The following is a 25,914-nucleotide window of genomic DNA, read 5'->3' as shown; positions in this document are numbered from 1 at the left end:
CATGGCTGAAACCGCAATGGCCGAAACCGCAATGGCAGGCGCCGAAATGGCCGAATCCGATGTGCCAATGGTGGGCGGCGCCAAGATGTTTCCCAACAAGAACATCGTTGAAAACGCGGTCAATTCTGCCGACCACACCACGCTGGTCGCGGCGGTGAAGGCCGCCGGCCTGGTGGATACGCTGATGGGCGAAGGCCCGTTCACGGTGTTTGCCCCGACCAATGACGCCTTTGCCGCCCTGCCCGCCGGCACCGTCGACACATTGCTGAAACCGGAAAACAAGGACCAGCTGACCAAGGTTCTGACCTCGCATGTGGTGGCGGGCCGTTGGACCGCCGAAGACATCATTGCCGCAGCGCGCAACAGCAGCGACGGTTTCTACCACTTTGCGGCTGTGTCGGGCGATGCCCTGTCGGCCAAGGTCACATCGGGCAATCGCGTCTTCATCTTTGACGAAAGCGGCAACGCCCAAGAAGTGACACAGGCCAATGTCATGCAATCCAACGGCGTGATCCATGTGCTGGATGGCGTGTTGCTGCCGCGCTGATCAGGTTCCCGAACCAACAGGCAAACGCCCCCGCTTTCGGGGGCGTTTTTGCTGTGCAACCTCTTGCAGAGCACCGGCGCTTCGGCTATCTGACCACCCCAGAGCGCGGGTATGGTGAAAAGGTATCACGCGAGCTTCCCAAGCTTAAGTTACGAGTTCAATTCTCGTTACCCGCTCCATTCCCACGATCTTGCAATTGACGATGCGGCCTCGGCCAATGCGGCGATGTCGGCGCGAACCGGCCCCGTGCGGGGGACGTCCCGAAGCGTTTCAATCAGATATGAGGCGCCACCGCGCCGCGCCGCCGGGTCCAATGGAGCGCTGCCAAAATAGATTGGCTTTCCGGCGCCAATGTCCGGGGCGTGTCATATCCATTCAACACCCCCCAAACCCCGGCCCAGAGCCGCCCAACCGTCCAGGGGTTATAGCCACCGCCACCCAACACCAGCAGACGCGGCGTCGCATCTTTGAGCGCGCGCACCATGTCAAAATGGGCATTATTGGACAGCGACAATCGCGCCAGCGGGTCTTCCTCGACCGCGTCGGCCCCGCATTGCAACACGATCACCTCTGGCTTAAGCCGTTCGATTGCGGGCAAAATCACCCGATCCCGCAGCACCGCGAATTCGCTGTCGTTGAACCCGCGATCCACCGGAAGGTTCAGCGCCGCACCGCCAGCCCGATCCGCAAAACCGCCGGTAAACGGCCAGCGACGCGCCTCGTGGATCGAAATCATGCGCACGTCCGGCGCGCCGGTCAGTGCAATTTCGACCCCGTCGCAATGATGTGCGTCGATATCAATATAAAGAATGCGTCGCAGCCCCTGGGCCCGAAAGGCCAGGAGCGCCAGCACCGGGTCATTCAGATAACAGAACCCCGCCGCCCGATCCGCAAGCCCGTGATGGGTGCCGCCACCGGGGCTGAATATCACCCCGCCCCCCCGCAACAAGGCCGCCGCCAGCAACGACCCACCCGCCGCTGTCGCAGGCGAAACATCTCGGCAAAAACCGGGTTGGACAGGGTGCCAAGCCCAAATCGTTCGCGCACAAAATCGCTGACATGCTGTTCCGCCTCGGCCTGTTGCAGCGCCGCCAGATAGGCCGGCGTGTGAAACGCCGCCAGCGCCGCCGGTTTGGCACGCGGCGACACGCGGTATTGCGTCTTTGGCAACCAGCCCAATGCGCGCGACAAATCAATCGCCACCGGCACCCGCTCGATCGCCAGCGGATGGTGCCGACCATAAGAAGAGCCGCGATAAATCCGCGAGCCGATAAAAACCGGTGTTGTCATGGGGGAACTTACTGGTGCCAAAATCGGAAGAAACCTACTCTTTTCAATCTGCCTGACGCAATCTAATAGTCATACCAATGACATTGCGCACCCTTTTCATCACCATTGGACTTCTGCTGGTTTCCGGCGCTTTCGGCGCATTGGCATGGGTGGCGCATATCCCGATGCCCTGGATGCTGGGCGCGCTGGTCGGCTCTGCCATTGTTGTGGGCACCACCCAGCATAGCCTGTTGAAATCATACCAATTTCCGCTTTGGGTCCGATCCGGGTTCATTTCGATGATTGGCGTGATGATCGGCACCCAGGCCACGCCGACCCTGCTCACCCAGATGACCCACCTGCCCTATACCTTGACCGCGCTGCTGGCGTTCATTGGACTGGCACATGGTGGAAATATTCTGATTTTCCGGCACTTGGGCGGATTTGACCGCGCCACCGCATTTTACAGCGGCACCCCCGGCGGGTTGATGGAAAGCATTCTTTTGGGCGAAGCCTCTGGTGCGGATGTCCGCGTTCTGACGATCCAGCAGTTTCTGCGCATTATTGTGGTGGTCACCATGGTGCCTGCCGGGCTTTCGCTGTGGCTGGGCCATCCTGTGGGCAGCGCGGCCTGCGCCCTGCCCGACACTCCGATCGCCGCGACCGATGGTTTCAACTGGACCGAACTGTTGTTGGTGATTGCCGCAGGCGGCATCGGCCTGACAATCGCGCGTGTGATCAAACTGCCGGCGGGGCAATTGATCGGGCCCTTGTTTCTGACGGGCGGGCTGACCTTGACCGGATTTGTCGACCTGCATGTGCCGTTTTGGCTGATTGCGACGGCCCAGGTTGTGGTCGGTGCCAGCCTCGGCCTGCGGTTCAAGGGGATTACCGCCCGGTTGCTGCAACGCTCTGTCTGGCTGGCCGTGGTTTCTGTCGGCTATATGCTGATGCTGGGGGCGGCGATTGCGCTTGTCCTGCAACAGATAACCGGCCTGTCTTTTCTGGTTCTGCTGATCAGCCTGGCCCCCGGCGGCGTCACCGAAATGTCGATCATCGCCCTCAGCCTGGCCGCCAGCCCGGCGCTGGTCTCCCTGCACCATGTCCTGCGTATTCTGCTCACCGTGCTGGAGCTGACATTCCTGTCGCGATTGTTGGGATTTGGCCGCAAAAACGAAACGTCCTAGCGGCCTTTACCCGGCTTTTTCCTCCAGCGTCAACCAATCTTCTTCTGCAGCGGCCAGTTTTGTCTGACGCTCGACCAAGGCTTCGGTCGCTTTCTTGAATTTCACCGGCTCACGGGTGAACAGCGCGGGATCGGCCAAAAGCTGTTCCAACTTGCCGATCTCAGCCTCCAACCGCTCAATCACTCCGGGCAAAGCCTCCAACCGATGTTTCTCGGTAAAGCTCAGACCGGATTGCGTGGCTTTTTCCTGTTTCGCCTTCGGTTTCGACGCCGATGTCGCAACGTCTTTTTCCGGTGTTTCTACGGGCTGTCGCTGGCTTTGGTAATCGCTCCACCCGCCGGCATAGGCCACAACGCGCCCATCGCCCTCCATCGCGATTGTGGTCGCCGCCACCCGATCCAGGAAGTCCCGGTCGTGGCTGACCAACAGCACCGTGCCGTCATAGTCCGCCAACAAATCCTGCAACAGATCAAGCGTTTCCACATCCAGATCGTTGGTCGGTTCATCCAACACCAGCAGATTGCTTTCCCGCGCCATAAGCTTGGCCAACAGCAACCGCGCCCGTTCCCCGCCCGACAAGGATCGGATCGGCGCACGGGCCTGACGTTCGTCAAACAGAAATTCCTTCAGGTAGCCAACCACATGTTTCGGCTGGCCGCGCACCATGATCTGATCCGCCTTGCCCGACACCCGCATTTCAGGATCACCGGTCAGATTGTCCCAGAGCGTCGCCTCGAGATCCAATCGCGCCCGTGCCTGATCGAACACCGCAGGCAACAGATTGGTGCCCAGGGAAATCGTGCCCTGATCCGGCTGTTCCTCGCCCATCAGCATCTTCAACAGGGTGGTTTTGCCCACGCCATTGGGCCCGACAAAGGCCACCCGATCGCCGCGCTGAATACGCAAGGAAAAGTCCTGGCAGATGACTTTGTCACCATAAACCTTTGAAATATCGGTCGCTTCCACCACCTTGCGGCCGGATTTCGGCCCCGCCTCCAACGCCATGGCGGCTGTGCCCTGGCGTTTGATCTGGCCGGATCGTTCGGCCCGCAATTCCCCCAACGCCCGCACCCGACCCATGTTGCGCTTGCGCCGCGCGCTGATGCCTTCGACGGCCCAGCGGGCCTCGGATTTGATCTTGCGGTTCAACTTGTGACGCGCTTGATCCTCTTCTTCCCAGATCTTGTCGCGCCAGGCCTCGAAATCGCTGAAACCCTTTTCCTGACGCCGCGACATTCCGCGGTCAATCCAAAGGGTTGCACGCGTAAGTTCATTCAAAAAGGCCCGATCGTGCGAAATCAAGACAAAGGCGCGGCGCGTGGTCTTCAACTCGCCCTCAAGCCAACGGATCGCCTCGATATCAAGATGGTTTGTCGGCTCGTCCAGCAGCATCAAATCCGGCGCTTCCGCCATCAATTTGGCCAGTGCCGCGCGCCGCCGTTCCCCGCCGCTGGCGGTCTCGACCGGGCGCGCAGGATCAAATTTCAAACCCTCGCCCGCGCGTTCCACCTTGTACAACTCACCAGGGTCCAGCGCGCTGGTGGCGAAATCGCCCAGCGTGGCAAACCCCGACAAATCCGGCTCCTGTTCCATATAGCCGACCGAAACGCCCGGCGGCACAACCCGCGTGCCACGGTCCGGCTCAACCAGCCCGGCCATGACCTTCATCAGGGTCGATTTGCCCGACCCATTGCGCCCGACAAGCGCCACACGGTCGCGTTCCTGCACCACAAGGTCCAGCGTGTCGAACACCGGATCGCCGCCAAAGGTCAGGGAAATATCGGAGAGTTGTAAAAGAGGTATCTGTGCCATGCTGCGCAGCTAGACAGGCACAGAAGGAAGGTCAAGTGGCGCGCGCATCCAACGGCCCGCTCCTTGTTTCATCTGACCCGAAATATCCCGGGGGTTTGAGGGGGCTGGCCCCCTCTCTGCACCCTGAACTATTGCGCCACCGCCCGCAGCAATTTCTTGCGCGCCGGTGGAATCAGCCCGATTTCGACCCCGGTGAAGACATGCAGGGTGTTCATCTGCCGGTCGACCACCGCATGATCACTGACCCAGCCCCCCATCATCAGATAGGTGCGCAGCAGCGGCGGCATCCGCCGCATCGCCAGCTTCATGTCGGGCTTGCGCCGCAGACGGGCGGCAAACCGAAACACATTCGGCGCCTTGACCTTGGGCAGCCAGCGTTTCGGGCCCAGGTGGCGTTCCTTCAACATGGCAAAGGCATCATAATAGTCCCGCGCCTCGGTGCCCTGAAACGATGCGCAGCCAAACAGCAATTCCACTGCATTGTCATCGACATAGCCGGTCATCGCGCCCCAGGCCACACGCAGCACATCCGCATCGCGCACCTCTGGGTGGACACAGAAACGGCCCATCTCGACCATGCGGCCCTGATATTCTGCCAGTGCGGATAATTCGTAATATTGCGCGGAATAGGATTTCGCGATGTCACAGCCGCCGGTCAGCGGCAAAATGCGAAAACAGCAGACCAACCGGCCATCGCGCTGATCCTCGACCAGAATATGGCTACAGATCGCGTCATAATCATCCGCGTCCAGCCCCGGCACACCGCGAAACGCCAAATGGCGCAGCGCCTGGGCCGATTCTACATCAGCCGGGCTCGCGGCAATGCGCGATTGATAACGCGGTCTGTTCAGTACCTTCATCGGAATCGCCCTCAGCCGGATCACTTGACTATGTTGGCGCGACTGCTGTCAGACAAGTGTGACGATGCGATGACCCCGGCTCAAACGGGTACAGAACGTAACGTCACGTGTTGCACAGGGAAAACACACCCCATTTCGGGGCGCGGCCGCGCACACGAAGGTATCCAGGACCGCAATTTGACCGTAGGGTTGTGTCAGCCGCCGCCGATCTGACCCAGGTTCAGCCCACCGATATTGCCAAACAGCTGGCGCACAAAGCCGATATCGCCATCGCCGGATTTGGTCACCCGGCGCGTCAGGGTCACGACACGGCCATCTTCCAGCCCGTACCGCGAAATATTGCTCACCACGCCGGCGGAATCAAATTCCACCGCAACGATCTGGCGTTCGATGATTTGCGGCGCACGCGCACCATAGTGCCGCACCCGGCTGCCGATATAATAATAATTGCCGGCATTCAAAACGCCGCTGGTGCCCGGCAGGCCGATGGATTCGGCCACGCTGTCACGGCTGTCGACGCCCACAATCACATTGGCGAGCTCGTCATCGGTCGGCAAATAGCCGTGGTTGCGGAATTGTGCCACACATGCCGAAAGCGCTGCGGCACAGGTCAAAGCAAGGAAGATACGCCTGCTTTTCATTTTGCCTGTCATTCTTGCCCTCTTGCTTTGCTCTCGGCTGACTTTTATCCCGCTTACAGAAGGTTGGCCCGTGGTTCAAGAAAGGATGCGTTTCCGGTTATGGCTCATCACAACGAAAATTCGCCGCATATGTTGCTCGTCGCATCTTTGCCACAGAACCGTGCTCATCGGTTCGAAATCACCCCCACAGAGCCGGAGCGCCGTCTCCTGGCCACAGAGCTTGGGGTCAGCAGTCTGCGCAAACTGCGCTTTTCCGGCGAGGTCAAAGGCGCGGGCAAACGCGATTTTGTGCTTCATGCCAAATTGGGGGCGACGGTGATCCAACCCTGCGTTCAGACGCTGGACCCGGTCACAACGCGGCTGGATACCGAAGTAGAGCGGCGTTTCATTGCCAATTGGCACGATGTCGAAGAATTGGGTGCGGAAACCGAAATGCCCGAAGATGTCACCTCAGAGGAGCTTGGCACCACCATCAGCCTTTGGGATGCCATGATCGAGGCGCTGGCGCTGGCGATCCCGGATTACCCCCGCGCGCCCGATGCCCCGCCCCTGGGGGAAACCAATATCACCGAACCCGGCAAACAGGCGATGCGCGACGAAGACACCAAACCCTTTGCCGGTCTTGCCGCCCTGAAGAAACAATTGGGCGCCCAAGAGGAAGACAGCTAACCTGTCCTTTCAAAGGAATCGCTTGCAACGGGGCATGAAATTCGTATTTTCGCGCCCTCTGAGAGATTTGGGGTTGTATATACCACTCATGTGCGCGTATCTGCCCGGAACCACCCGAAACCGCGGGCGCGCCTTTGCGCCCCATAGACAAGACTAGAGATTGAGCCATGGCTGTTCAGCAGAATAAAGTGTCCAAATCGCGCCGCAACAACCGTCGTGCGCACGATGCCCTGGTCGCTGCAAATCCAAATGAATGCGACAACTGCGGAGAGCTGAAGCGCCCGCACCACGTCTGCCCGTCCTGCGGCCACTACGCAGAACGCGAAGTTGTGGCGATCGCCGACGAGATCGAGCTGGACGAAGACGCAGCCTGAGCTTTCGCAAGCAAGGTCCCGTCATGACCGCGCCCCACAATCAGACAGCGGCAGCGACCGGGGCCCAAACGGGCTCTGACAACACAATTGTGTTGTCGATCGATGCGATGGGCGGGGACAGTGGTCCCGGCCCTGTCGTCGCGGGTATCGAGCGCTCTGCAAAGAAGAACCCGGAACTGTCCTTCATCCTGCATGGGCCAGAGGAACAGTTGCGGCCTTTGGTTGAGCGACGCAAATATCTGCGCGGTCGATGCGAGATTCGTGATGCCCAGGGCGTTGTGTCGATGCACGACAAGCCAAGCCAGGTCATGCGCCGGGGTCAAGGCACGTCAATGTGGTCGGCACTAGAGGCCGTGCGCGCAGGCGATGCCACCGTTGCAGTATCCTGTGGCAATACCGGCGCCTTGATGGCGTTGGCCATGGTGCGTCTGCGCAAGATCCCGGGCGTCAACCGTCCGGCGATTGGCGTGCTCTGGCCGTCACGGAACCCGCAGGGGTTCAACGTGATGCTGGATGTGGGCGCCGATGTTCGTGCCGACGCGCATGATTTGCTGCAATACGCCCTGATGGGCGCGTCTTATGCCCGCAACGGGCTGGAGGTCGATCCGCCACGGGTCGGCCTTTTGAACGTTGGCACCGAAGAACACAAAGGTCGGCAAGAGCTGAAAGAGGCGCATGATCTGATCCGCGCCCATGCCCATGACGCCCGGTTTGAATTTGTCGGTTTTGTCGAAGGCGGCGATATTCCGGGCAGTCGGGCAGATGTGATTGTCACCGACGGCTTTACCGGCAATATCGCGCTGAAAACCGGCGAAGGCACCGCCAGTCTGATTGGCGAACTTCTGCGCGAGGCGTTCAAATACACGCCATTGTCGCGCTTGGCGGCGCTGCTTGCCCTGCCCTCGCTCAAACGTCTGCAAAAGCGGATTGATCCGCGGCGGGTGAATGGCGGCGTGTTCCTGGGCCTGAACGGCACCGTGGTGAAATCGCATGGCTCTGCGGATGCGATGGCGGTCAGCGCGGCGGTCAAGCTGGCGTTCCAACTGGCCCGCACCGGGTTTTCCGAACGTGTGGCCGCGCGCATAGCGGCGGCGGCCCTGGTCGCGGACAAAAACGCCACCAAGACCAACGACGGTCCGTCTGACAAAGCGTCGGACAAGGCCGAAACCGACATCAACACAAATTCAAAATTGGGCAATCGTAAGATCCCCGGAGGCGATACATGACACGACGCGCTGTGGTTATTGGCGTGGGTCACTACCTGCCGGAAAAGATTGTCGAAAACGCTGAATTTGAAGCGACGCTGGACACCTCTGATGAATGGATTCGGTCGCGCTCTGGCATTGAACGTCGCCATTTCGCCGCCGAAGGTGAAACAACATCCGATCTGGCAACCAAGGCCGCGCAAGCGGCGCTGGCCAATGCCGGGCTGACCGGCAATGACATTGATGCTATTGTTCTGGCGACCTCTACTGCCGATCTGACCTTTCCATCGGCGGCCACCATGGTGCAGGCCAATCTTGGCATGACCAGCGGCTTTGCCTTTGATCTTCAGGCGGTTTGCGCCGGGTTTGCCTATGCGCTGACCAATGCCAATGCGTTGGTTCTGTCGGGTCAGGCACGGCGCGTGCTGGTGATTGGCGCGGAAACCTTCAGCCGGATCATGGATTGGACCGACCGGGGCACCTGTGTGTTGTTCGGCGACGGGGCCGGCGCGCTGATACTAGAGGCGCAAGAGGGCCAGGGCACCGCGGACGACCGTGGAATCCTGTCAACGGATCTGAATTCCGACGGCCGCCACAAAGACATTCTTTATGTGGACGGCGGCGTGTCGACCAACAGCACCGGCCATCTGCGCATGCAGGGCAAAGAGGTGTTCCGCCACGCCATCGAAAAGCTGGCCCAAACCGCAACAACCGCGATGGACCGCGCCGGTGTTACCGCCGAAGATGTCGATTGGATCGTGCCCCATCAGGCCAATATCCGCATCATCCAAGGCACGGCCAAGAAGATGGGCCTGTCGATGGACAAGGTGGTTGTGACCGTCCAGGACCACGGCAATACCTCGGCTGCATCGATTCCCCTCGCGCTGTCGGTGGGTGTGCAACGGGGCCAGATCAAACCCGGTGATCTGATCGTGACCGAGGCGATTGGCGGCGGTTTGGCATGGGGCGCGGTGGTTCTGCGCTGGTAAATGCCGGATTTTCAATCGCTTTACGCCCATTGCTAATGTCCTTTTAGTTGACTCGGAATTGCTGACCTGCCTAAGCTGTCTCAAAATCAGGAGATGGAACGGATGGGCGAGAAGACTCTGACACGTATGGACCTTAGCGAAGCGGTGTTTCGCGAAGTCGGTCTTTCGCGGAATGAATTGCGGAGCTTGTGGAACGGGTTCTGACCGTCATGTCGGATTCCCTGGTTGCCGGCGAACAGGTCAAGATTTCCTCTTTCGGCACCTTCTCTGTGCGCGAAAAAGCGGCGCGTGTGGGCCGCAACCCCAAGACCGGTCAGGAAGTTCCAATCGAACCCCGCCGGGTTTTGACCTTTCGTCCCTCGCATCTGATGAAAGATCGCGTTGCGGCTGGCAACCGGTCCTAGGTAGGCACGGCGCGATGCCCAGTAAATCCGCCGATGCATTTCGCACCATTTCGGAAGTTGCCGATTGGCTGAACACCCCCGCACATGTGTTGCGGTTTTGGGAGAGCAAATTCAGTCAGGTCAAACCGGTAAAACGTGCCGGCGGTCGGCGGTATTACCGCCCTGCCGACATGACCCTGATTGGTGGTATCAAGAAACTGTTGCACGACGATGGCATGACCATCAAGGGCGTGCAGAAAATCCTGCGCGAACAGGGCATCAAACATGTCGCCGCGATGTCGCCGCCGCTGGACGAGGATCTCTCAAAGATTATCGAGCCGCCGGTCACCGTCGACGCCACGCTTGCATCGCCAATGCCCCCGCCAGAGCCGACCACTGGTCAGGTGCTGGAATTTGCCGAACGCGGCTCTGACGACGCGCCCGCTGTCGAAACGGCGCAGCCAGTCGATGAGACCCCGGAGCAGGCTGTCGAGACGACAAAACAAACTGCCCCCTCTGGTCGCCAGGACGCGACGATCGCCGATTTGTTCGACGACACCGATGACGAAGACCAGGACAATTTTTTTGCTCCCTCAGGCCCACCCGCCACGGCAGAGCAAACCGATGATCTGCCGCTGGAGGATTTGGTTGCAGAGCCAGAGGCGCAGCTTGTGGCAGAGGAAGACGCGTCTTCGACCGAGGAGCCGGTTGAAAGTGATCCAATTGATCATGAACCGAAAGCGGTTGAGCCGGAGCCAGAGACCGCACAAACAGACGCGTCTTCGGCGGCTTCCGCCCCCTTGGAAAGCGAATTTTCGGAGCCTGATCAACCGGTTGCCCCAGAATCTGAATCTGAACCTGCAACTGTAAACGCGGCCGCTGATGATTTGCCGGATTTCGTTCAGAAACCGCTGTCCGAACGGCTGGCCGAAGAGGACACTGCTCCAGAATCAGAGAGCGCCGCAGAGGCTCTGCCCGCTGGTGAAGCTCACACTTCTGAAGCTCCGCCTGACGAACCTGAGGTTTTGGCCGAAGCCGACCTTGAGGCCGATTTAGAGACCGATTTCGAACCCACCTCCGAGGCCACCGAGCAAGCCGATTCTGGCCCAGTGCTGCCCGTGCTGCCCCCCTTACGCCGCCAGCGAAACCAGAGCCCATCTCTGACGTCGCTGAACGTGACGGTGATGACATCGAGCCAGAGGTCACCCCCGAACCCGAAGTCGCATCTGCCGACACCATTCCGTCCGATACCGCGGCGGATGGTCCAAAGCCGGCAAATATCGTCACGCCGCCCGACCCCTCGGATCACGACATTCACGCCGATCCCGGCCTTCTGACCCTGTTGACCGATGCAAAGACCCGCGAACTGGGCCTCTCGGCGGAACAGGTGGAAACCCTGATCATTCGGGTGCGTGCCCATCACCGCCGGATGAGCCAGGCCGCGCGCTGATTCAAAACAGTAATTCGCCAAGATCTGACCTGAAACCGCCCGGAAACGGGCGGAACCACGGGCAATTTCCAAAGTTTATTTTCCGCAATCGACTGTGTCGCGAAATTCGTCAAAGTTTGCTCTTGCCCCCCCGCCCAAAACCGGTAAGAAGACACTCCAGTCGGGCTATGGCGCAGCCTGGTAGCGCGTCCGTCTGGGGGACGGAAGGTCGCAGGTTCGAGTCCTGCTAGCCCGACCATTTACTCCTCCCCCAAGATGACCACCTCTGTGTGGCGCGTCACCTGAAACCCTGCCCCGGAGGGCCAGTATGACCGGTGTTCTTGCCAGCCAGCAAATTCGCGATCTGATTTCCAGCGGTGCCCTGCAAGGCACGCCAGAAATCATTGATGCCCAGATTCAACCCGCCAGTCTTGACCTGCGGCTTGGCTCCGTGGCCTATCGTGTGCGCGCTTCTTTTCTCACCGGCAAGGGCCGCAGCGTGGCGGACCGGCTGAGCGAATTCGAAATGCATCGCATTGATCTGAGCCAGGGCGCCGTGCTGGAAAAAGGCGCGGTATATGTGGTGCCTTTGATGGAATCACTGGCACTGCCCGCCGGGGTCCAGGCCGTGGCCAATGCCAAAAGCTCGACCGGGCGGCTCGATCTGTTGACCCGTACAATCACCGATCAAGGCACGGAATTCGACCGTATCCCCGACGGGTACGACGGGCCGCTGTTCGCAGAGATTTGCCCGCGCTCCTTTTCCGTATTGGTGCGGCCGGGCATGCGGCTGAACCAGATCCGTTTTCGCCGTGGTCAGGCGGTGCTTGATGACGTGGCACTGCGCGCGTTGCATGACGCCACACCCTTGGTCGACAGTGCTGCGGTAATTGATGCCGGACTTGGGTTTTCGGTCGATCTAAAGCCCGCGTCGGGAACCTTGGTAGGCTATCGCGCCAAGCCCCATACCGGGGTGATCGACCTCGACAAAATCGGGCAATACGAGCCCAGCGAATTCTGGGAAGAATTGCACAGCGACGCCGGACAATTGATTCTGGACCCCGGTGCGTTCTACATCCTTGTCAGTCGCGAAGCCGTGCATATCCCGCCGGATTACGCCGCAGAAATGGCCCCCTATATCGCCATGGTTGGCGAATTTCGCGTCCATTACGCCGGCTTCTTCGATCCCGGTTTCGGCCATGACGCCGCTGGTGGGGCTGGTGCGCGCGGCGTGCTGGAGGTCCGGTGTCACGAAGCGCCTTTTGTGCTGGAACACGGCCAGATCGTGGGACGCTTGGTCTATGAACGGATGAGCACCCGACCAGATGTGCTTTATGGTGACGGGCTGAAATCCAACTACCAGGGACAGGGTTTGAAGCTGTCCAAACACTTCCGCTAGGGCGAATTACCACTACATCCGCGATGCGCGTCGGGCGGCACGAATGGCCTGTTTGGCCTGCCGCGCCTGGCGAATCTGCTGTTTTTCTTGCCGGGCCTTGCGCACCTCTTCCTTGGACTGGGGCGCGTCAGACGACTGGGGCGAAGGCGCCGCATGTTCGGTGTCTTGCGCATCCATCGCGTGATGTTGATCCGGCTTCTCTGCTGGCTCTTTTCGCCCCTCACGGCCTTTGGAAAACCGGTCAATCCCGGCGTCGATGCCTTTGCTCACTGCTTTGCGCAAAAACAGACGCATCACCATGTTGATCAGTTGGTTGGAATTCATCGCCCTGCTCTCCTGTGCTTTTTGACGCGCATTATAAGGGCCAATCATGAATTTTTTGGAAAGCGATGCAGTCTGGGCGCGTGAAGGTTAATCCTCGAACAACTCGCTTTGGCCTGCATCCGCTTCTGGTTCGTCTTCGCCATCGCCAAATTGCGGCGTGCCAGGCAGCGGTCGATTCTCCAGCAATCCGGCCTGACGCAGCTCTTTGAGCCCCGGCAAATCGCGGGCGTTTTCCAACCCGAAATGATCCAGGAATGTCTCTGTCACCACAAATGTCACCGGTCGCCCCGGCGTCATCCGGCGGCGGCCAAAGCGGATCCACTCCATCTCAAGCAATTGGTCCACCGTGCCGCGTGACACCGCGACACCGCGAATTTCCTCGATCTCGGCGCGGGTCACCGGTTGATGATAGGCGATGATTGCCAGTGTTTCGATGGCGGCGCGCGACAATTTCCGGGTTTCGACGGTCTCTTTCTGCATCAGAAACGACAGATCGGCCGCCGTGCGCATCGCCCAGGCATCGCCAACGCGCATCACCCGCACGCCGCGCCCTTCATAGCGTTTGCGCAGATGCACCAGCGCCTCTGCCGCGTCACAGCCATGTGGCATCCGGGCCTCAAGATCGCGCACCGTAACCGGTTCGGCGCTGGCAAAAAGCACCGCTTCGACCATACGTTCCTGTTCGCCCATGGGCGGGGCCGCAAAGAGGCTTTTCTCCTCTTTGCCAATATGTTCTGCGTTGTCGTTCATCTAGTCTTCCGTGATCCGGCGCAGCTCGATCGCCTCAAATGTCCCCGGTTGGCGCAGCTCGGCCTTGCCCTCTTTGACCAATTGCAACGAGGCCGCAAAGGTCGCCGCCGTGGCAGAGCGTCGGCGCACCGGATCGTTGTCCCAGCCCTCAGGCAGATAGACCGAAATGTCGGTCCATGCCCCGGCAAATCCGATCAAACCGCGCATGCGTTCCAGCGCCTGCTCCATGGTGAACACGGATTCGCGGTCCATCACAAAGGGGCGGAATTCATCGCGGGTGCGGATGCGGGCATACCCCTGCATCAGGTCCAACAATGTCGCGGTATAGGTGACCGATTTCACCCGTTCCACGGTTTCCGGCAAACCACGGACAAAGATATCGCGCCCCAACCGGTTGCGCGCCATCAACTGGGCTGCCGCATTGCGCATCGCCTGAAGCCGCTCCAGCTGAAACGCCAGATGCGCGGCCAGATCCTCGCCAGAGGGGCCGTCTTCGGTTGGATCGGGCGGCAGCAGCAGGCGGGATTTCAGAAAGGCGAGCCAGGCCGCCATCACCAAATAATCCGCCGCCAATTCGATTCGAAGTTCTTTGGCTTTTTCAACAAAGCCAAGGTATTGCCGCGCCAGATCGAGCACCGAGATCTTGCGCAAATCGACTTTCTGCGTACGCGACAGCGTCAACAACAGATCCAGCGGCCCCTCGAAACCATCAACATCAACGATCAATGCCTCCGCCGCAAGACGGTCAGCCACGCTTTGCGGCTCCGCCTGTGGCAGAGGATCGTTATCAAAGGGGATCGTGTCGTTCATGTGCCTTACGGTCCGGCCAACAGCATCTCAAACTGCGCTTGCAGCTCTTTGGTGTCAACCTCGCTGGTCCCATCGCGCAGGGCAAGCGCCGCCGAGGCGCGCAGTGCGGCCCCCTCGCCCAATGTGCCGGCGGCCTCTGCCACCTGGGCCATTTCCGTCAGATCGCCGTTGCAATGCAACACCACATCACAGCCCGCCGCCATCGCCGCGCTGGCGCGTTCACCGGGCGTGCCGCTGAGCGCCTGCATCGAAATATCGTCGGTCATCAGAAGCCCGGCAAAGCCCAGTTCCTCGCGGATCAGATTGATCATCGCTCCGGATTGCGTCGCGGGGAAATAGGGGTCCACGGCCTCGAATATCATATGGGCTGTCATGCCCAGCGGCAGATCGGCCAAAGCCGAAAATGGCACGAAATCCACGCTGCGCAATTCGTCGACCCGCGCCTGAGTGAACGGCAGTTCCAGATGGCTGTCCACCCTGCCCCGACCATGGCCCGGCATGTGTTTCACCACCGGCAACACCCCGCCCTCAAGCAGGCCCGTGGCCACCGCACGCCCAACTGTTGTGACCTGATCCGGGGTTTCGCCATAACAGCGGTTGCGCAGAAAACGGTGGGTGAATTCATCCGCCACATCAAGCGTCGGGATGCAATTCACATCAATGCCGAAACTGCGCAATTCTGCGGCAATGATCCGTGCGCGCAGATACATGCCGCGATCGGCCTTGTCCCCCAGCCGGATCACATCGTCCAGCGGCGGTTTCCAGCGGGTTGCAAGCGGCGGCAAAATGCGTTGGACGCGACCGCCCTCCTGATCAATCAGGATCGGCGCATCGCGGCCCAAGGTATCGCGCAAATCCGCACAAAGAGCCCGGATTTGATCTGCGGAGCCGATATTGCGGGCAAAAAGGATAAACCCCCAAGGATCGGCCTCACGAAAAAACGCTTTTTCCGCACCGGTCAGTTTCGTCCCGCGCGGGGCGAATATCGCGGCGCGGGCTGTCATTTGGTGATGACCGGAATACAATCGGTCCGTTCCGCCACCAGTGCGGCACAGAAGCGACGGGCATCCGCCAGATCGTCAAACCCATGCGCACGCAGCCGGTAGAAGGTGCGCCCGCCGCTTTCCGCCCGTTGGATCACGCGGCTTTTGCCATCGAAAAAGCTATTGAAGCGGCCGGAAATCCGGCCCCATTCCGATTGCGCAATCGCGGCGCTGTCATAGGCGCCCAATTGCACCAAACGTGTACCTGCGGGAAGGGTCGCGGCATTGATTTCGGCGGTTGTGGCTGTTGCGGCTTGCGCAGTCGGGGCCGCCGCCACCGGCGAGGCCAGCGAGGTTTTCACCAATTGCGACGGGCGCGTGCGCGGACGCAAGGACCGGCGCACACCGGGGCCGTCGATTGTGGAAACGGCGGTTTCGATCGGCTTGACCGAGGCCACAACCATCGGCGCGGGGGTCGTTGGCGTCGTCGTGGTGCCAAAGGGCTTTACATCGGCTGCGATTTGATCCGCCAATGCCTGAATGGTGGCATTGGAAATCGGTTGCCGCTGGCCGCTGGTGTCCACCCGGTTGGTCATGATGCCGCCCGCCGTATTGGTCGGCGCAGGCAGGGGATTGACCGCCACGGGCACATTCCGCGGGGTGACCCCGCGCGGTGTCACCGAGGTTTGCGTCACGCCACCCGTTGTCACGGCACTTGGAGTTACCGACCCCGGCACAAAATTGCGCTGGGTCACACCCTGGTCCGAGGCACCAAAGGTCGCGCGGCTGCTGGCCATGGTCGGCATTGCGGCGCCGCCCTCGCGGGTCGACAGCGTATTGAGTTTCAAGCTGGCCACATCTTCGTCCTGAAGCCCGACGGAATTGGGCGCCAGCGCGACCTGTTCCACCGGACCAGAGGCCGTGCCAAGACCGGCAACTTCATTCACGGCCAGCCCCTGATGATCGGCACGGCTGCCGCCGGGATCTTCGGGTGCAACGCGCCATGGTCCATCCGAGGCACGCACAACCGGCACACCGGTCACATCACGCACCAGAAGCTGATAGCCCCAAACACCGACCCCAACCAGAAGCGCCAGCGACACAACCGCGCCCGCCACATTGACATAGCCACCCATGCCCTTGCCGGACTGGGCCAGATCGGCCTGAGGCGCGCCCGGCTCACCAGTCTCTGATTGGTCCTGGCCATAATGTCCCTGATTCAGGGCGTGCTGATCGTATTGGCCCCGACCATATTGACCCTGGCCATATTGACCCGGGTCAAACGGCTCCGGGCCAGAATGCGCCTGGTGGGTTTGCCCCTGTGGTCCCGCAGATTGCGGATTGGATGAATGATATGTGTCGTCTCTGCCGTACCCCACAGGAGTGCCGGACCATTGAACATCTGCCATTTTCGCCTCTCTGCCCCCGGTGATACGTGCCACCGGGTGTGCCATTTGTCTGCTCTATGCCCGGCAGAGAGAGTGTCTTAGCGCATCTCTTCCACTGGGGTCACACCCAAGATACCAAGACCGGCGGAAATAACAACCGACACAGACCGCGCCAGTGCAATTTTTGCCAAACTTGCGGCATCATCGCCATCCTGCAAAAACCGCAGCTCCGGCACTTCGTTGCCCCGGTTCCACAATGTGTGGAATTCACCAGCGAGTTCATAGAGATAGAATGCCACGCGATGCGGCTCATGCGTGCGGGCGGCAATTTCGATCAACCGGGGCCATTCGGCCAGTTTTTTGGCCACGGCCAATTCGGCTTCATGCCCGTTGCGGCCCAGATCCGCGCCCTGCAATGCCGCGTCGGACACATCCAACCCCGCATCCCGCGCCTTGCGCAGCACCGAATGCACCCGGGCGTTGGCATATTGCACATAGAAAACCGGGTTCTCGCGCGATTGTTCCAGCACCTTGTCAAAATCGAAATCCAAGGGCGCATCATTCTTGCGCGTCAGCATCACAAACCGGGTCACATCGGGGCCAACCTGTTCGACCACATCGGCCAGCGTGACAAAGGTTCCGGCCCGCTTGGACATTTTGAACGGCTGGCCGTTTTTGTACAATTTGACCAGCTGCGTCAGCTTGATATCCAATGGCGTCTTGCCATCGGACAGCGCAGACACAGCCGCCTTCATCCGTTTGACATAGCCGCCGTGATCCGCACCAAACACATCAATCAGGCCGTCGAAGCCTCTGGAAACCTTATCATAATGATATGCGATGTCGGGCGCGAAATAGGTCCATGCCCCATCGGATTTCTTGACCGGACGGTCGACATCATCGCCATGTTCGGTGGATTTGAAAAGGGTCTGTTCGCGCGGTTCCCAATCTTCGGGCTTCTTGCCTTTTGGCGGCTCCAACACCCCCTCATAGATCAGGCCCTTGTCGTCCAGCTCCTGAATGGCGGCTTCGATCCGGCCGGTGCCGTAGAGCGACTTCTCTGAATAAAACACATCCATCTCGACGCCCAACAGCGCGAGGTCATGGCGGATCAGATCCATCATCTTTTCGGTGGCGAATTCACGCACATCGGTGAGCCAGTATTGCTCGCCCTTGTCGAGGTAGTCGTCGCCGACCTTTTCCTTCAGCGCCTCGCCGACCGGGATCAGATAGTCACCGGGATAGGTGCCGTCCTCGAATGCGACCTCCTGACCATGGGCCTCCAGGTAGCGCAAATAAACTGACCGGGCGAGCACATCGACCTGCGCACCGCCATCGTTGATGTAATATTCACGGGTCACATCATGGCCGGAATAGGCCAGCAAACTGGCCAGCGCATCACCGAAAACCGCGCCGCGTGTGTGGCCGACATGCAACGGGCCCGTGGGATTGGCGCTGACGTATTCCACGTTGATCCGCCGACCCTGCCCCATTTTTGACTGGCCAAACGCCGTGCCCTGGGCCAAGGTCGCAGCAACCACGCCCTGCCAGATTGCAGGCGCCAAACGCATGTTCAAGAAACCCGGTCCCGCAACATCCGCCGCTGTAATCCGGTCATCTGCGCGCAGCTTTTCGGCCAGGGCCTCGGCAATATCACGCGGCTTCTGACGGGCGTGTTTGGCCAGTACCATCGCGGCATTGGTGGCCATATCGCCGTGCAGCGGATCACGCGGCGGTTCCACCGTCACATTGGTGAAGTCCAGATCCTGCGCCAGCGCGCCTTCGGATTGCATCTGTTCAAGCGCGGCAATGACGCAGCCGCGCAGGTCGGAAAACAGGTTCATTTTTTGGTCCTTTGTGCTGAATGGCGGTGTATCACGCCGCGCGCCTCAGTCAATCCAAGCTGGCCACGCCGGAGCAGTCATTCCGAAACGGTCATTCGGGAACAAGCATTCGGGGCCGGTCATTCCGCAGGCGATGCATTCAGCCTGAGGCCATGCCGCCCCACCGGCAGCACAGAGCCACTGACCGCACGCGCCATGGGCAAGGCCATCATCATTGCCGTGGTGCAAATCTGATCGAACGCCCCGCTTTGCAGGGCAGCGGAATGCAGCATCAGCGCATTGATCCGCACACCGGTCGCCGCCAGATCGCCCGTCAATGTTGCCAGGGCCGCCGCCGCCGCGCGCCCACTGGCCTTGCCGCCCTCGTCCGGGACGGCAAACAGCACCAATGCCGCACCATCCGAAGCCGCAAGCGCCGAGGCCAGGCTTTTGGTTGTGTGTTCAATCGACGTCAACGTCGCGCCAAGATCCGCCGCGCCATTCAAGGCCTGCGCCATCACCAAGACATGCAACGGGTCATCCGCCCAATGCGCGGCCAGATGATCCAGCCCGTCACAATCCGCCAATGACATCGCCAGCGGCGCAATCCGGTCTGACCGCAGGCTGGCCAGGTCCTGTACCGCGTCTTCGTCAAAATCGACGGCAATCACAAATCCGCCCTGATCAACCAGACGCAGGCACATCGCCCGCCCGATGGGGTGCGCCGCCCCGATCACGAGGCAATTCTTTCCGGGAAAAAGGGCAGATTTGACCACGAAATGACCTACAGAAATAATCACCTAATATTTACGTTCAATTTGCTAGACAAAACAACCGTCGCTTTTGTGACGAAGTTAATCCCGGATCGCGCCCATTTGGCGTTGCGATTGCAGGGCAAAGCGGTCGGTCATGCCGGCGATGTAATCCGACACGCAGCGCGCCCGCAGCACCATATCTTCGGGGTTTTCCGCCAGGGCCGCCTGCCAGGCCAATGGCAGATGTTCCGGCGACTTCATATAGATCGCAAACAGATCCTGCACCGCCTGGCCCACCTCTTCGCGGACTTTCATCACGTCCGGCGCGCGGTACATGCGTTCAAACAAAAAGCTGCGGATCAGTTGCAAATCCTGCCACAGCGCATCTGAAAACCGGATAACCGGTGTCGGCAAATCACGGATCCCTTGGGCCGATGTCGCGCCACATTCGTCCAAAAGCTGGCGCGATGTGTCTATCACGTCTTCGACCATCACACCAAAAACCCGGCGCAACCCTTCGTGGCGTCTACGATTTTTCTCCAGCCCCGGATACTTGCGGTCGACCACGGCAAAGGCCGGTCCAACAATCGGCAGATGGCAAATGTCGTCTTCGCTGAACAGGCAGGCCCGCAGACCGTCATGCAGATCATGGTTGTTATAAGCGACGTCATCGGAAATGGCCGCAACCTGGGCTTCGGCGCTGGCGTGTGTGTGCAATTCCAGATCGTGGAATCGGTTGTATTCCGTCAAAGCCCAAGGCAGTTCGCCCAAGACCGGACCATTATGTTTTGCAATCGCTTCAAGGGTTTCCCAGGTCAGGTTCAACCCGTCAAATTCGGCGTAATGCAGTTCAAGCGAGGTGACGATGCGCAGCGCCTGGGCATTGTGATCAAAGCCACCATAAGGCGCCATCAGTTCATCCAGCACATCCTCGCCGGTATGGCCAAATGGCGTATGGCCAAGGTCATGCGCCAGGGCCACGGCCTCGGTCAGCTCCTGGTTAAGCCCCAAAGCGCCCGCAATGGTGCGGGCCACCTGAGCGACCTCAATGGAATGGGTCAGACGGGTGCGATAATAATCGCCCTCATGTTCGACAAAAACCTGGGTCTTGTGTTTCAATCTGCGAAAGGCGCTCGAATGAATAATTCGATCTCTATCCCGTTGAAAACACGAACGAAAATGGCTTTCGAATTCTGAAACAAGCCTCCCGCGCGATTGATCCGGACGGGATGCATATGGGGCATGCATCGCTGGCTCCTTGCTGATGGCGTGCCGGGTTTCTATATTGTACTCCGAGACATGTGAAAACCGCCCAATGCTGGCGAAATCACCTAAATACCGGAGATATGTGATGCAATTGCCGCCGAAAGTGACCGAACGTGCGTTTGAACGGTTGTCGGAAATTGGTGCCGCCGCTGCGGGCAAGGCGCTTCGCGTGGCTGTCGAGGGCGGCGGATGTTCGGGATTTCAGTACGATATTCGTCTCGACAGCGCCGAAACCGACGATCTGGTGCTGGAAAGCAATGGTGAAAAAGTGGTGGTCGACGCGGTATCGCTGCCGTTTTTGGCCTCGGCGGTCATTGATTTCAGCGAAGAATTGATCGGGGCGCGGTTCGTGATCGAAAACCCCAATGCCACCGCCTCCTGCGGCTGCGGCACGTCGTTTTCGATTTGAATCAAATCTCTCCAGCCGGGCTTACCGGCTGGAATGCACGGACTAGCTTTGGGTGCGTAGCCGCAGGCGGGCGTCCGGTGCATCGGCTGTGCGATCTGGCGCTGTGGCGCCAAGCGACCGTGCGCCGCTGTCCTTGTCCAGCGCCAGATAGAGGCCGGAAACCATCACAACCACCGCCCCGACAAACGTGCTGAACGCCGGGACCTCGTTGAAAAAGACCAGACCAATCAACACCATCCAGACGAACTGAAGGTTCATCAACGGTGTCACCACATAGGCCGCCAAATGCCGTAATGCGATCACCAAGAGCAGCCGCGCAGAAAACAACACCACCGCACAGGCCGCCGACAAAGCCAGATCAAACAGCGACATCGGCTGCCAGCCAAATGGTGCCAAAATCAGCATCGACAAAAAGACCGCCGCTTGGGGATAGAACACCTGTGCAAGCGAATTGTCCTCGCGGCGGCCAATATACCGCGCCAGAACAATCGACGCCGTACCGGAGACCGATCCGACAAAGGCACAGATATGGCCCTTACTGATCCCCGACAGGCTGATGTCCACCATGAACAACACGCCAACAAACCCGAGGCCAAGCGCAATCCAGGCCGACAATCGCACATGTTCGCCCAGGATCGGACCCGACATCATCGCCGACAACAAAGGCACCAGCGCGATGAAGACAAAAACCTCGGCAAATACCAATGTGGCCAGTGCGTTAAAGAACATGACCGTCGCCAGAACCGTCAGCCCCGCCCGCCAGGCCATTGCCCCGGGACAAGAGGTGCGCAGGCTACCCTTGTTGCCCTGAATCCGGCCACTTCCCAGCGACATCACCACAATCAAAAGCGCAACAATGCACAGCAATTGTGGTGCCTTGTAGCTTTGCGCCAGGTATTTTGTGATCGCATCCGAACAGGTGATCAACAAAGTATAGGCCACAACCAGCACGGTGCTGAGCATCGGTAGCGATATGCGCCAGGCGACATGGTTCATGCGCTGATCCTGCGGGCGCGGGCGAAATCTTCGAAAAACGCATCAAATTGCCGGGTCGAGGCTTCGGCCTGTGCCAGGCGATGGCGGGCCGGATCGGTAAGGGCGGCATCTATCCGGTTGCGCATCGCGCCCCAAACGTCGCGCCGCTCGTCCCCCATCCGGTAAAGTTGAACCGAGATTTCCCGCAACGCGCCGCGCCGGGCATTCGGACGCTGAAAGCCAAGGCTGGCGGTTTTGCCATGCGGCGGAACCTGCGCAAACAGCGTTTCGTCGCGCGTCCCGGCCAGCCAGGAAGACGTCAGAAACTCGTGATAGCAATCGGCCATCGGGATCTGTTGGGGGGTGCCCTCACCCATGTCTGTCACCTCGATCTCGTTCATCTTTTGCGCGACCCAATCTTCCCAGATACCGGAAGGGTTGTGCCCTGCATAGCGCATTGCGACACAAACCTCAGCAAGAAGATCAAGGTTTCCGTCCAAAAACGCCAAAATTCCTGCATTTTCCAATGCGCGCAATTCGTTCTGGCCGAGCTCTGGCGATTTCCGACCGTATTCTGACAGGTAGAATACGATATGCGTCAGCTCAAAAGCAGCCTTCTTATTGGGCAATGCAAAGCGTTCTGGACGCGAAATAAAGTCACGTAGACGCGCTTCTGCGGCACCTTTGTCCTGTAATGGATCAAATCCGCGTCGCTGCATCAGGCGAAATGCCTCCAGACGCTGAATATCCGAGGTTTCATACCCCGCAAGATCCTGGCGAACAGCCCAGGCACAAAGCGATTTGGCCTGATCACCCGCCATTCCCAACGCCTCGAGGTCGAGCGTCAGGGACAGAATGAACCGGTAATATTGTGGGAAAAAGGCCAATTTCTCGCCCGCGTTTGCATAGAACGCCGCATAGGGTTCCATCCACATTTCGGGCAGGTCCTGGCCGGTATTTTCGAGGATGTTCAGAAGTTCGGCGTTTTCCTTCAGCCAGAACACATCTTCGGGGCCACGCCGGTGGCGGGCAAAGGCGCGGACCAGCGCGCCAGTGCGCGCCGCTCCGCGTTCCTTGGGGCCGGGCACATTCAAATAGACAACGTTCGACATCACTTGGTCCTCCGGAATGTCTGAAATGCGCCCGGCCCGGGCGTTAGGACGATGGCGCTCTTACGAGCAGCACATCATCGCTTGGACCTGGTCACCGCCAAACATGTCGGTGCCATCGTCAACCGAGCAGCACATCATTGTGTCGACGTGATCGCCTGTTGCGATCTCTGTGGTCTCGATGACCAGCTCTTCGGTTTGGGTTTCGTTAACTGTTTCTTGAACAAGTGCCAGCATGATTTTCTCCTGGTTATCGGCATCAGTACCGCAATCAGAATTCTCCTCTTAACCGGGCATTTCAATATTAATTTCAACTATAGCTTGTGGATAAGTCAGTTATCCACACAAGATATGGTATGCAGTTACCTGTGAATAAAAACGAAAACATACTTCGCACAAATATATTGCGCGGCATTCAATCCCCGAAAAAAGCGGGTTGAATCCAGAAACCGGCCCGAATCGACCAATCGTTTGGTAAATATTTTCGCTTGTCCCCGCCCCATTCCTAAGGCTACGTCGGTGCCAATGGAGGACGCTATGAAGATTGCGACATTCAACATTAATGGCATTAAAGCGCGCATTGGCGCCTTGACCGATTGGCTGAAAGAAGCCGCGCCGGATGTGGCCATTCTACAGGAAATCAAATCAATTGATGATGCATTTCCGCGCGAACACTTTGAGGATATGGGGTATATCGTTGAAACCCATGGGCAAAAAAGTTTCAACGGCGTCGCGATTCTATCGCGTTTACCACTGGAAGACGTCACTCGCGGCCTGCCCGGCGACGACAGTGACGAACAGGCCCGCTGGATCGAGGCCACCGTTATGGGCGACAGCCAGGCCATTCGGCTATGCGGGCTGTATCTTCCGAATGGCAACCCGGTGCCGGGTCCGAAATACGACTATAAACTGGCCTGGATGGAACGCCTGCACCATCGTGCAGGGCAGCTGATGTGCACTGAAATGCCCGCACTTATTACGGGTGACTTCAACATCATTCCGCAATCAGAAGATGCAGCCAGCCCCCAGCAATGGACAGAGGATGCGCTTTTTCGACCTGAAAGCCGCGCGGCTTTCCGTCGGATCGTCAATTTGGGATTCACAGAAGCGTTCCGTGCCCGCAATAGCCAGCCCGAGCATTATTCGTTCTGGGACTATCAGGCCGGTGCCTGGCAGCGCAATAACGGCATTCGCATTGACCATTTCCTGCTGACACCGGATTGCGCCGATATGCTGGTCGATTGCCAGATCGACAGCGCCATTCGCGGTCGGGAAAAACCATCGGACCACGTTCCGGTCTGGGTTGAACTGGCCGCCTGAGGGGCGGCCAATTCCATTGTGCTGGGGGTCTGACAGGCTCAGATCACCCGCTCAACACACCAATATGCCCCGACCATGGCGATCACGACAGAGGCCGGGACCGCAATATAGGGCCGATAGAACGACTTGCGCCCGAACCACAGCCCCACCGCCAGGAAGGCCAGCGCAATCACCGTCAACTGGCCCAGTTCGACCCCGACATTAAAGCCCAGCAGCGCCGGAATGAACTGCCCCTCGGGCAATCCGAATTCGCCCAGAACGCTGGCAAACCCCAGACCATGCAAAAGCCCGAAACAGAAGACGACCACCGGACGCCAGGCGTGCATTTTCGGGGAAAGTATATTCTCGACAGCGACATAAACGATGGATGCGGCGATAATCGGTTCGACGATATAGCCCGGCACCGACACAATCCCCAGCGCCCCCAGCGCCAAAGTTACCGTATGAGCGGCGGTAAAGGCCGTGATCTGCCACAACAATGGGCCAAGCTGGGTTGTCAGGAAAAACAGCCCCAGAACAAACAGGATATGATCCAGCCCTTTTGGCAGGATATGATCGAAACCCACCGGAATATATTCGGCAAAAACCCCAAATCCCGATTTGGCATCGCCCCCGGCGGGATGGATCGCACCGCTTGTGCCGCCACCTTCGATAATGCCGGTATAGGGATCTTCCGGTCCGATTTGACGCAAGACCAGCGTGCCATAGCCCTCTGGCCAATTCAGAACAAGTGCCGCCTGAGGCGCGTCCAGCGCGCCGCGCAATGTCAGGCTGCTTTCGCGGGCAAAGTCCACATTGCCCAATTCCCCGATTGCCAGATCCTCTACCGTCAAGACCACAGATGCATCGCCATTCAACAGCTGAATTTCGCGCGCGATACGCGCAGCGACCGGTGCCATGCGTGTGGCCATTTCTTCGGGCGGCAATGCGCGCAACGCATCATATGCCGCAGAACGATCGGTGGTATCCGTATCCTCCAGCCCGTCCAGATCGACACCGGCGGCAAATGCCTCGGCATTCAGGCGCAATTCCAACACTGCCGCCCCATCTGATATGCTCAGGTCGGCAATGGTGGGCATGACCTCATGTGCCTGGGTCGCCCCGGCGACCAGCCCAGCCATAAACGTCATTACTGTTGCCATTAGACGGATCATTCCGCGTCTCCCTCGCGTTGGATGTGGGCGCAGCTTGCCATGATACGCCTCGGTTACAACTACAAGCTACGGCTTGCAGGCAAA

27 protein-coding genes, 2 tRNA genes and 1 pseudogene are annotated in these 25,914 nt (G+C 59.3%); 13 read left to right on the top strand and 17 right to left on the bottom strand.

Annotated elements, in window-relative coordinates; translation table 11 throughout:
• The first annotated feature begins 16 nt into the window (after positions 1-16).
• Together AC0L4F_RS06275 and AC0L4F_RS06270 are read left to right on the top strand one after the other, a co-directional pair.
• Positions 17-547 (top strand): fasciclin domain-containing protein, encoded by a 531-nt coding sequence (locus AC0L4F_RS06275; RefSeq protein ID WP_244687667.1) that lies wholly within the window; start codon positions 17-19, stop codon positions 545-547.
• A gap of 105 nt (positions 548-652) precedes the next feature.
• Positions 653-726, top strand: a tRNA-Gly gene (locus tag AC0L4F_RS06270).
• 95 nt (positions 727-821) lie between these two features.
• Here the strand turns inward: AC0L4F_RS06270 and AC0L4F_RS06265 are convergent.
• Together AC0L4F_RS06265 and AC0L4F_RS06260 are read right to left on the bottom strand one after the other, a co-directional pair.
• Positions 822-1,478 carry an arginase family protein gene (locus tag AC0L4F_RS06265; protein ID WP_473446108.1) on the bottom strand — a complete coding sequence of 219 codons (657 nt, stop codon included), beginning with the start codon at positions 1,476-1,478 and terminating at the stop codon, positions 822-824.
• A complete protein-coding gene (locus tag AC0L4F_RS06260) occupies positions 1,475-1,837 on the bottom strand; it encodes a hypothetical protein (RefSeq protein WP_473446106.1) in 363 nt (120 codons plus the stop codon). The genes AC0L4F_RS06265 and AC0L4F_RS06260 overlap by 4 nt, the downstream gene beginning before the upstream one ends.
• Positions 1,838-1,914: 77 nt before the next feature.
• Here AC0L4F_RS06260 and AC0L4F_RS06255 point away from each other — a divergent pair, with 77 nt between their 5' ends.
• Positions 1,915-3,003, top strand: coding sequence for an AbrB family transcriptional regulator (locus tag AC0L4F_RS06255; RefSeq protein ID WP_244686535.1), 1,089 nt, complete (start codon positions 1,915-1,917; stop codon positions 3,001-3,003).
• Between the two features lie 6 nt (positions 3,004-3,009).
• Here the strand turns inward: AC0L4F_RS06255 and AC0L4F_RS06250 are convergent, their stop codons facing one another.
• The 3 genes from AC0L4F_RS06250 to bamE form a co-directional block, all read right to left on the bottom strand.
• Entirely contained in the window at positions 3,010-4,815 is a 1,806-nt protein-coding gene (locus tag AC0L4F_RS06250) for an ABC-F family ATP-binding cassette domain-containing protein (protein ID WP_244686533.1), read from the bottom strand.
• Between the two features lie 128 nt (positions 4,816-4,943).
• Entirely contained in the window at positions 4,944-5,675 is a 732-nt protein-coding gene (locus AC0L4F_RS06245; protein ID WP_244686531.1) for a GNAT family N-acetyltransferase, read from the bottom strand.
• Positions 5,676-5,869: 194 nt separating this feature from the next.
• Entirely contained in the window at positions 5,870-6,316 is a 447-nt protein-coding gene (bamE, locus tag AC0L4F_RS06240; protein WP_244686529.1) for an outer membrane protein assembly factor BamE domain-containing protein, read from the bottom strand.
• Positions 6,317-6,415: 99 nt separating this feature from the next.
• On the opposite strand from bamE, the gene AC0L4F_RS06235 reads away from it, so the two are divergent.
• From AC0L4F_RS06235 to AC0L4F_RS06200, 8 genes and pseudogenes are all read left to right on the top strand, one after another.
• Positions 6,416-6,985, top strand: a complete 570-nt coding sequence (locus tag AC0L4F_RS06235; RefSeq protein ID WP_244686527.1) for a YceD family protein — start codon at positions 6,416-6,418, stop codon at positions 6,983-6,985.
• 167 nt (positions 6,986-7,152) lie between these two features.
• Positions 7,153-7,359, top strand: coding sequence for a 50S ribosomal protein L32 (rpmF, locus tag AC0L4F_RS06230; RefSeq protein WP_244686525.1), 207 nt, complete (start codon positions 7,153-7,155; stop codon positions 7,357-7,359).
• Between the two features lie 23 nt (positions 7,360-7,382).
• A complete protein-coding gene (gene plsX / locus AC0L4F_RS06225) occupies positions 7,383-8,585 on the top strand; it encodes a phosphate acyltransferase PlsX (RefSeq protein ID WP_244686523.1) in 1,203 nt (400 codons plus the stop codon).
• Complete coding sequence (locus AC0L4F_RS06220) at positions 8,582-9,553, top strand: beta-ketoacyl-ACP synthase III (RefSeq protein WP_244686521.1); 972 nt, start codon at positions 8,582-8,584, stop codon at positions 9,551-9,553. Before plsX ends, AC0L4F_RS06220 begins: the two co-directional genes overlap by 4 nt.
• 102 nt (positions 9,554-9,655) lie before the next feature.
• Positions 9,656-9,957 (top strand): annotated as a pseudogene (gene ihfA, locus AC0L4F_RS06215) (integration host factor subunit alpha).
• A gap of 14 nt (positions 9,958-9,971) precedes the next feature.
• Entirely contained in the window at positions 9,972-11,273 is a 1,302-nt protein-coding gene (locus AC0L4F_RS06210) for a MerR family transcriptional regulator (RefSeq protein ID WP_244686519.1), read from the top strand.
• Between the two features lie 274 nt (positions 11,274-11,547).
• Positions 11,548-11,624: transfer RNA gene (locus AC0L4F_RS06205), tRNA-Pro, on the top strand.
• A gap of 69 nt (positions 11,625-11,693) precedes the next feature.
• Positions 11,694-12,764 (top strand): 2'-deoxycytidine 5'-triphosphate deaminase, encoded by a 1,071-nt coding sequence (locus tag AC0L4F_RS06200; protein ID WP_244686517.1) that lies wholly within the window; start codon positions 11,694-11,696, stop codon positions 12,762-12,764.
• 12 nt (positions 12,765-12,776) lie between these two features.
• Here AC0L4F_RS06200 and AC0L4F_RS06195 read toward each other — a convergent pair whose 3' ends face one another.
• The 8 genes from AC0L4F_RS06195 to AC0L4F_RS06160 form a co-directional block, all read right to left on the bottom strand.
• Entirely contained in the window at positions 12,777-13,088 is a 312-nt protein-coding gene (locus AC0L4F_RS06195) for a hypothetical protein (RefSeq protein WP_244686515.1), read from the bottom strand.
• Between the two features lie 87 nt (positions 13,089-13,175).
• Entirely contained in the window at positions 13,176-13,838 is a 663-nt protein-coding gene (gene scpB, locus AC0L4F_RS06190; protein WP_244686513.1) for an SMC-Scp complex subunit ScpB, read from the bottom strand.
• Positions 13,839-14,648: a segregation and condensation protein A gene (locus AC0L4F_RS06185; RefSeq protein WP_244686511.1), complete on the bottom strand. Its 810-nt coding sequence runs from the start codon at positions 14,646-14,648 to the stop codon at positions 13,839-13,841.
• 5 nt (positions 14,649-14,653) lie between these two features.
• Positions 14,654-15,652 carry a glycoside hydrolase family 3 N-terminal domain-containing protein gene (locus tag AC0L4F_RS06180; protein WP_244686509.1) on the bottom strand — a complete coding sequence of 333 codons (999 nt, stop codon included), beginning with the start codon at positions 15,650-15,652 and terminating at the stop codon, positions 14,654-14,656.
• The gene (locus AC0L4F_RS06175; protein ID WP_244686507.1) at positions 15,649-17,040 is read right to left on the bottom strand and encodes an SPOR domain-containing protein; all 1,392 of its coding nucleotides are present in this window, start codon (positions 17,038-17,040) and stop codon (positions 15,649-15,651) included. Before AC0L4F_RS06175 ends, AC0L4F_RS06180 begins: the two co-directional genes overlap by 4 nt.
• A 77-nt stretch (positions 17,041-17,117) precedes the next feature.
• Entirely contained in the window at positions 17,118-18,863 is a 1,746-nt protein-coding gene (argS, locus tag AC0L4F_RS06170) for an arginine--tRNA ligase (RefSeq protein ID WP_244686504.1), read from the bottom strand.
• 119 nt (positions 18,864-18,982) lie between these two features.
• A complete protein-coding gene (locus AC0L4F_RS06165) occupies positions 18,983-19,579 on the bottom strand; it encodes a hypothetical protein (protein WP_244686502.1) in 597 nt (198 codons plus the stop codon).
• Positions 19,580-19,696: 117 nt separating this feature from the next.
• Entirely contained in the window at positions 19,697-20,845 is a 1,149-nt protein-coding gene (locus AC0L4F_RS06160; RefSeq protein ID WP_244686500.1) for a deoxyguanosinetriphosphate triphosphohydrolase, read from the bottom strand.
• Between the two features lie 103 nt (positions 20,846-20,948).
• Between AC0L4F_RS06160 and AC0L4F_RS06155 the strand changes: the two genes are divergently transcribed.
• Positions 20,949-21,272, top strand: coding sequence for a HesB/IscA family protein (locus tag AC0L4F_RS06155; RefSeq protein ID WP_244686498.1), 324 nt, complete (start codon positions 20,949-20,951; stop codon positions 21,270-21,272).
• A 42-nt stretch (positions 21,273-21,314) separates the two neighbouring features.
• Here the strand turns inward: AC0L4F_RS06155 and AC0L4F_RS06150 are convergent, their stop codons facing one another.
• The 3 genes from AC0L4F_RS06150 to AC0L4F_RS06140 are packed head-to-tail and all read right to left on the bottom strand — an operon-like array spanning position 21,315 to position 23,593.
• Positions 21,315-22,268 carry a DMT family transporter gene (locus AC0L4F_RS06150; RefSeq protein ID WP_244686495.1) on the bottom strand — a complete coding sequence of 318 codons (954 nt, stop codon included), beginning with the start codon at positions 22,266-22,268 and terminating at the stop codon, positions 21,315-21,317.
• Complete coding sequence (locus tag AC0L4F_RS06145) at positions 22,265-23,359, bottom strand: DUF6902 family protein (RefSeq protein ID WP_244686493.1); 1,095 nt, start codon at positions 23,357-23,359, stop codon at positions 22,265-22,267. The genes AC0L4F_RS06150 and AC0L4F_RS06145 overlap by 4 nt, the downstream gene beginning before the upstream one ends.
• Positions 23,360-23,419: 60 nt before the next feature.
• Entirely contained in the window at positions 23,420-23,593 is a 174-nt protein-coding gene (locus AC0L4F_RS06140) for a hypothetical protein (RefSeq protein ID WP_244686491.1), read from the bottom strand.
• Positions 23,594-23,893: 300 nt separating this feature from the next.
• Here AC0L4F_RS06140 and xth point away from each other — a divergent pair, with 300 nt between their 5' ends.
• The gene (xth, locus tag AC0L4F_RS06135) at positions 23,894-24,676 is read left to right on the top strand and encodes an exodeoxyribonuclease III (RefSeq protein WP_244687666.1); all 783 of its coding nucleotides are present in this window, start codon (positions 23,894-23,896) and stop codon (positions 24,674-24,676) included.
• 38 nt (positions 24,677-24,714) lie between these two features.
• Here the strand turns inward: xth and AC0L4F_RS06130 are convergent, their stop codons facing one another.
• Complete coding sequence (locus AC0L4F_RS06130) at positions 24,715-25,830, bottom strand: HupE/UreJ family protein (RefSeq protein WP_244686489.1); 1,116 nt, start codon at positions 25,828-25,830, stop codon at positions 24,715-24,717.
• Positions 25,831-25,914 lie beyond the last annotated feature (84 nt).

It is taken from the genome of Marinovum sp. J2-8 (assembly GCF_055808435.1).
Note: the sequence above shows the minus strand (reverse complement) of the source record. Positions and strands in the feature narration are given on the sequence as shown.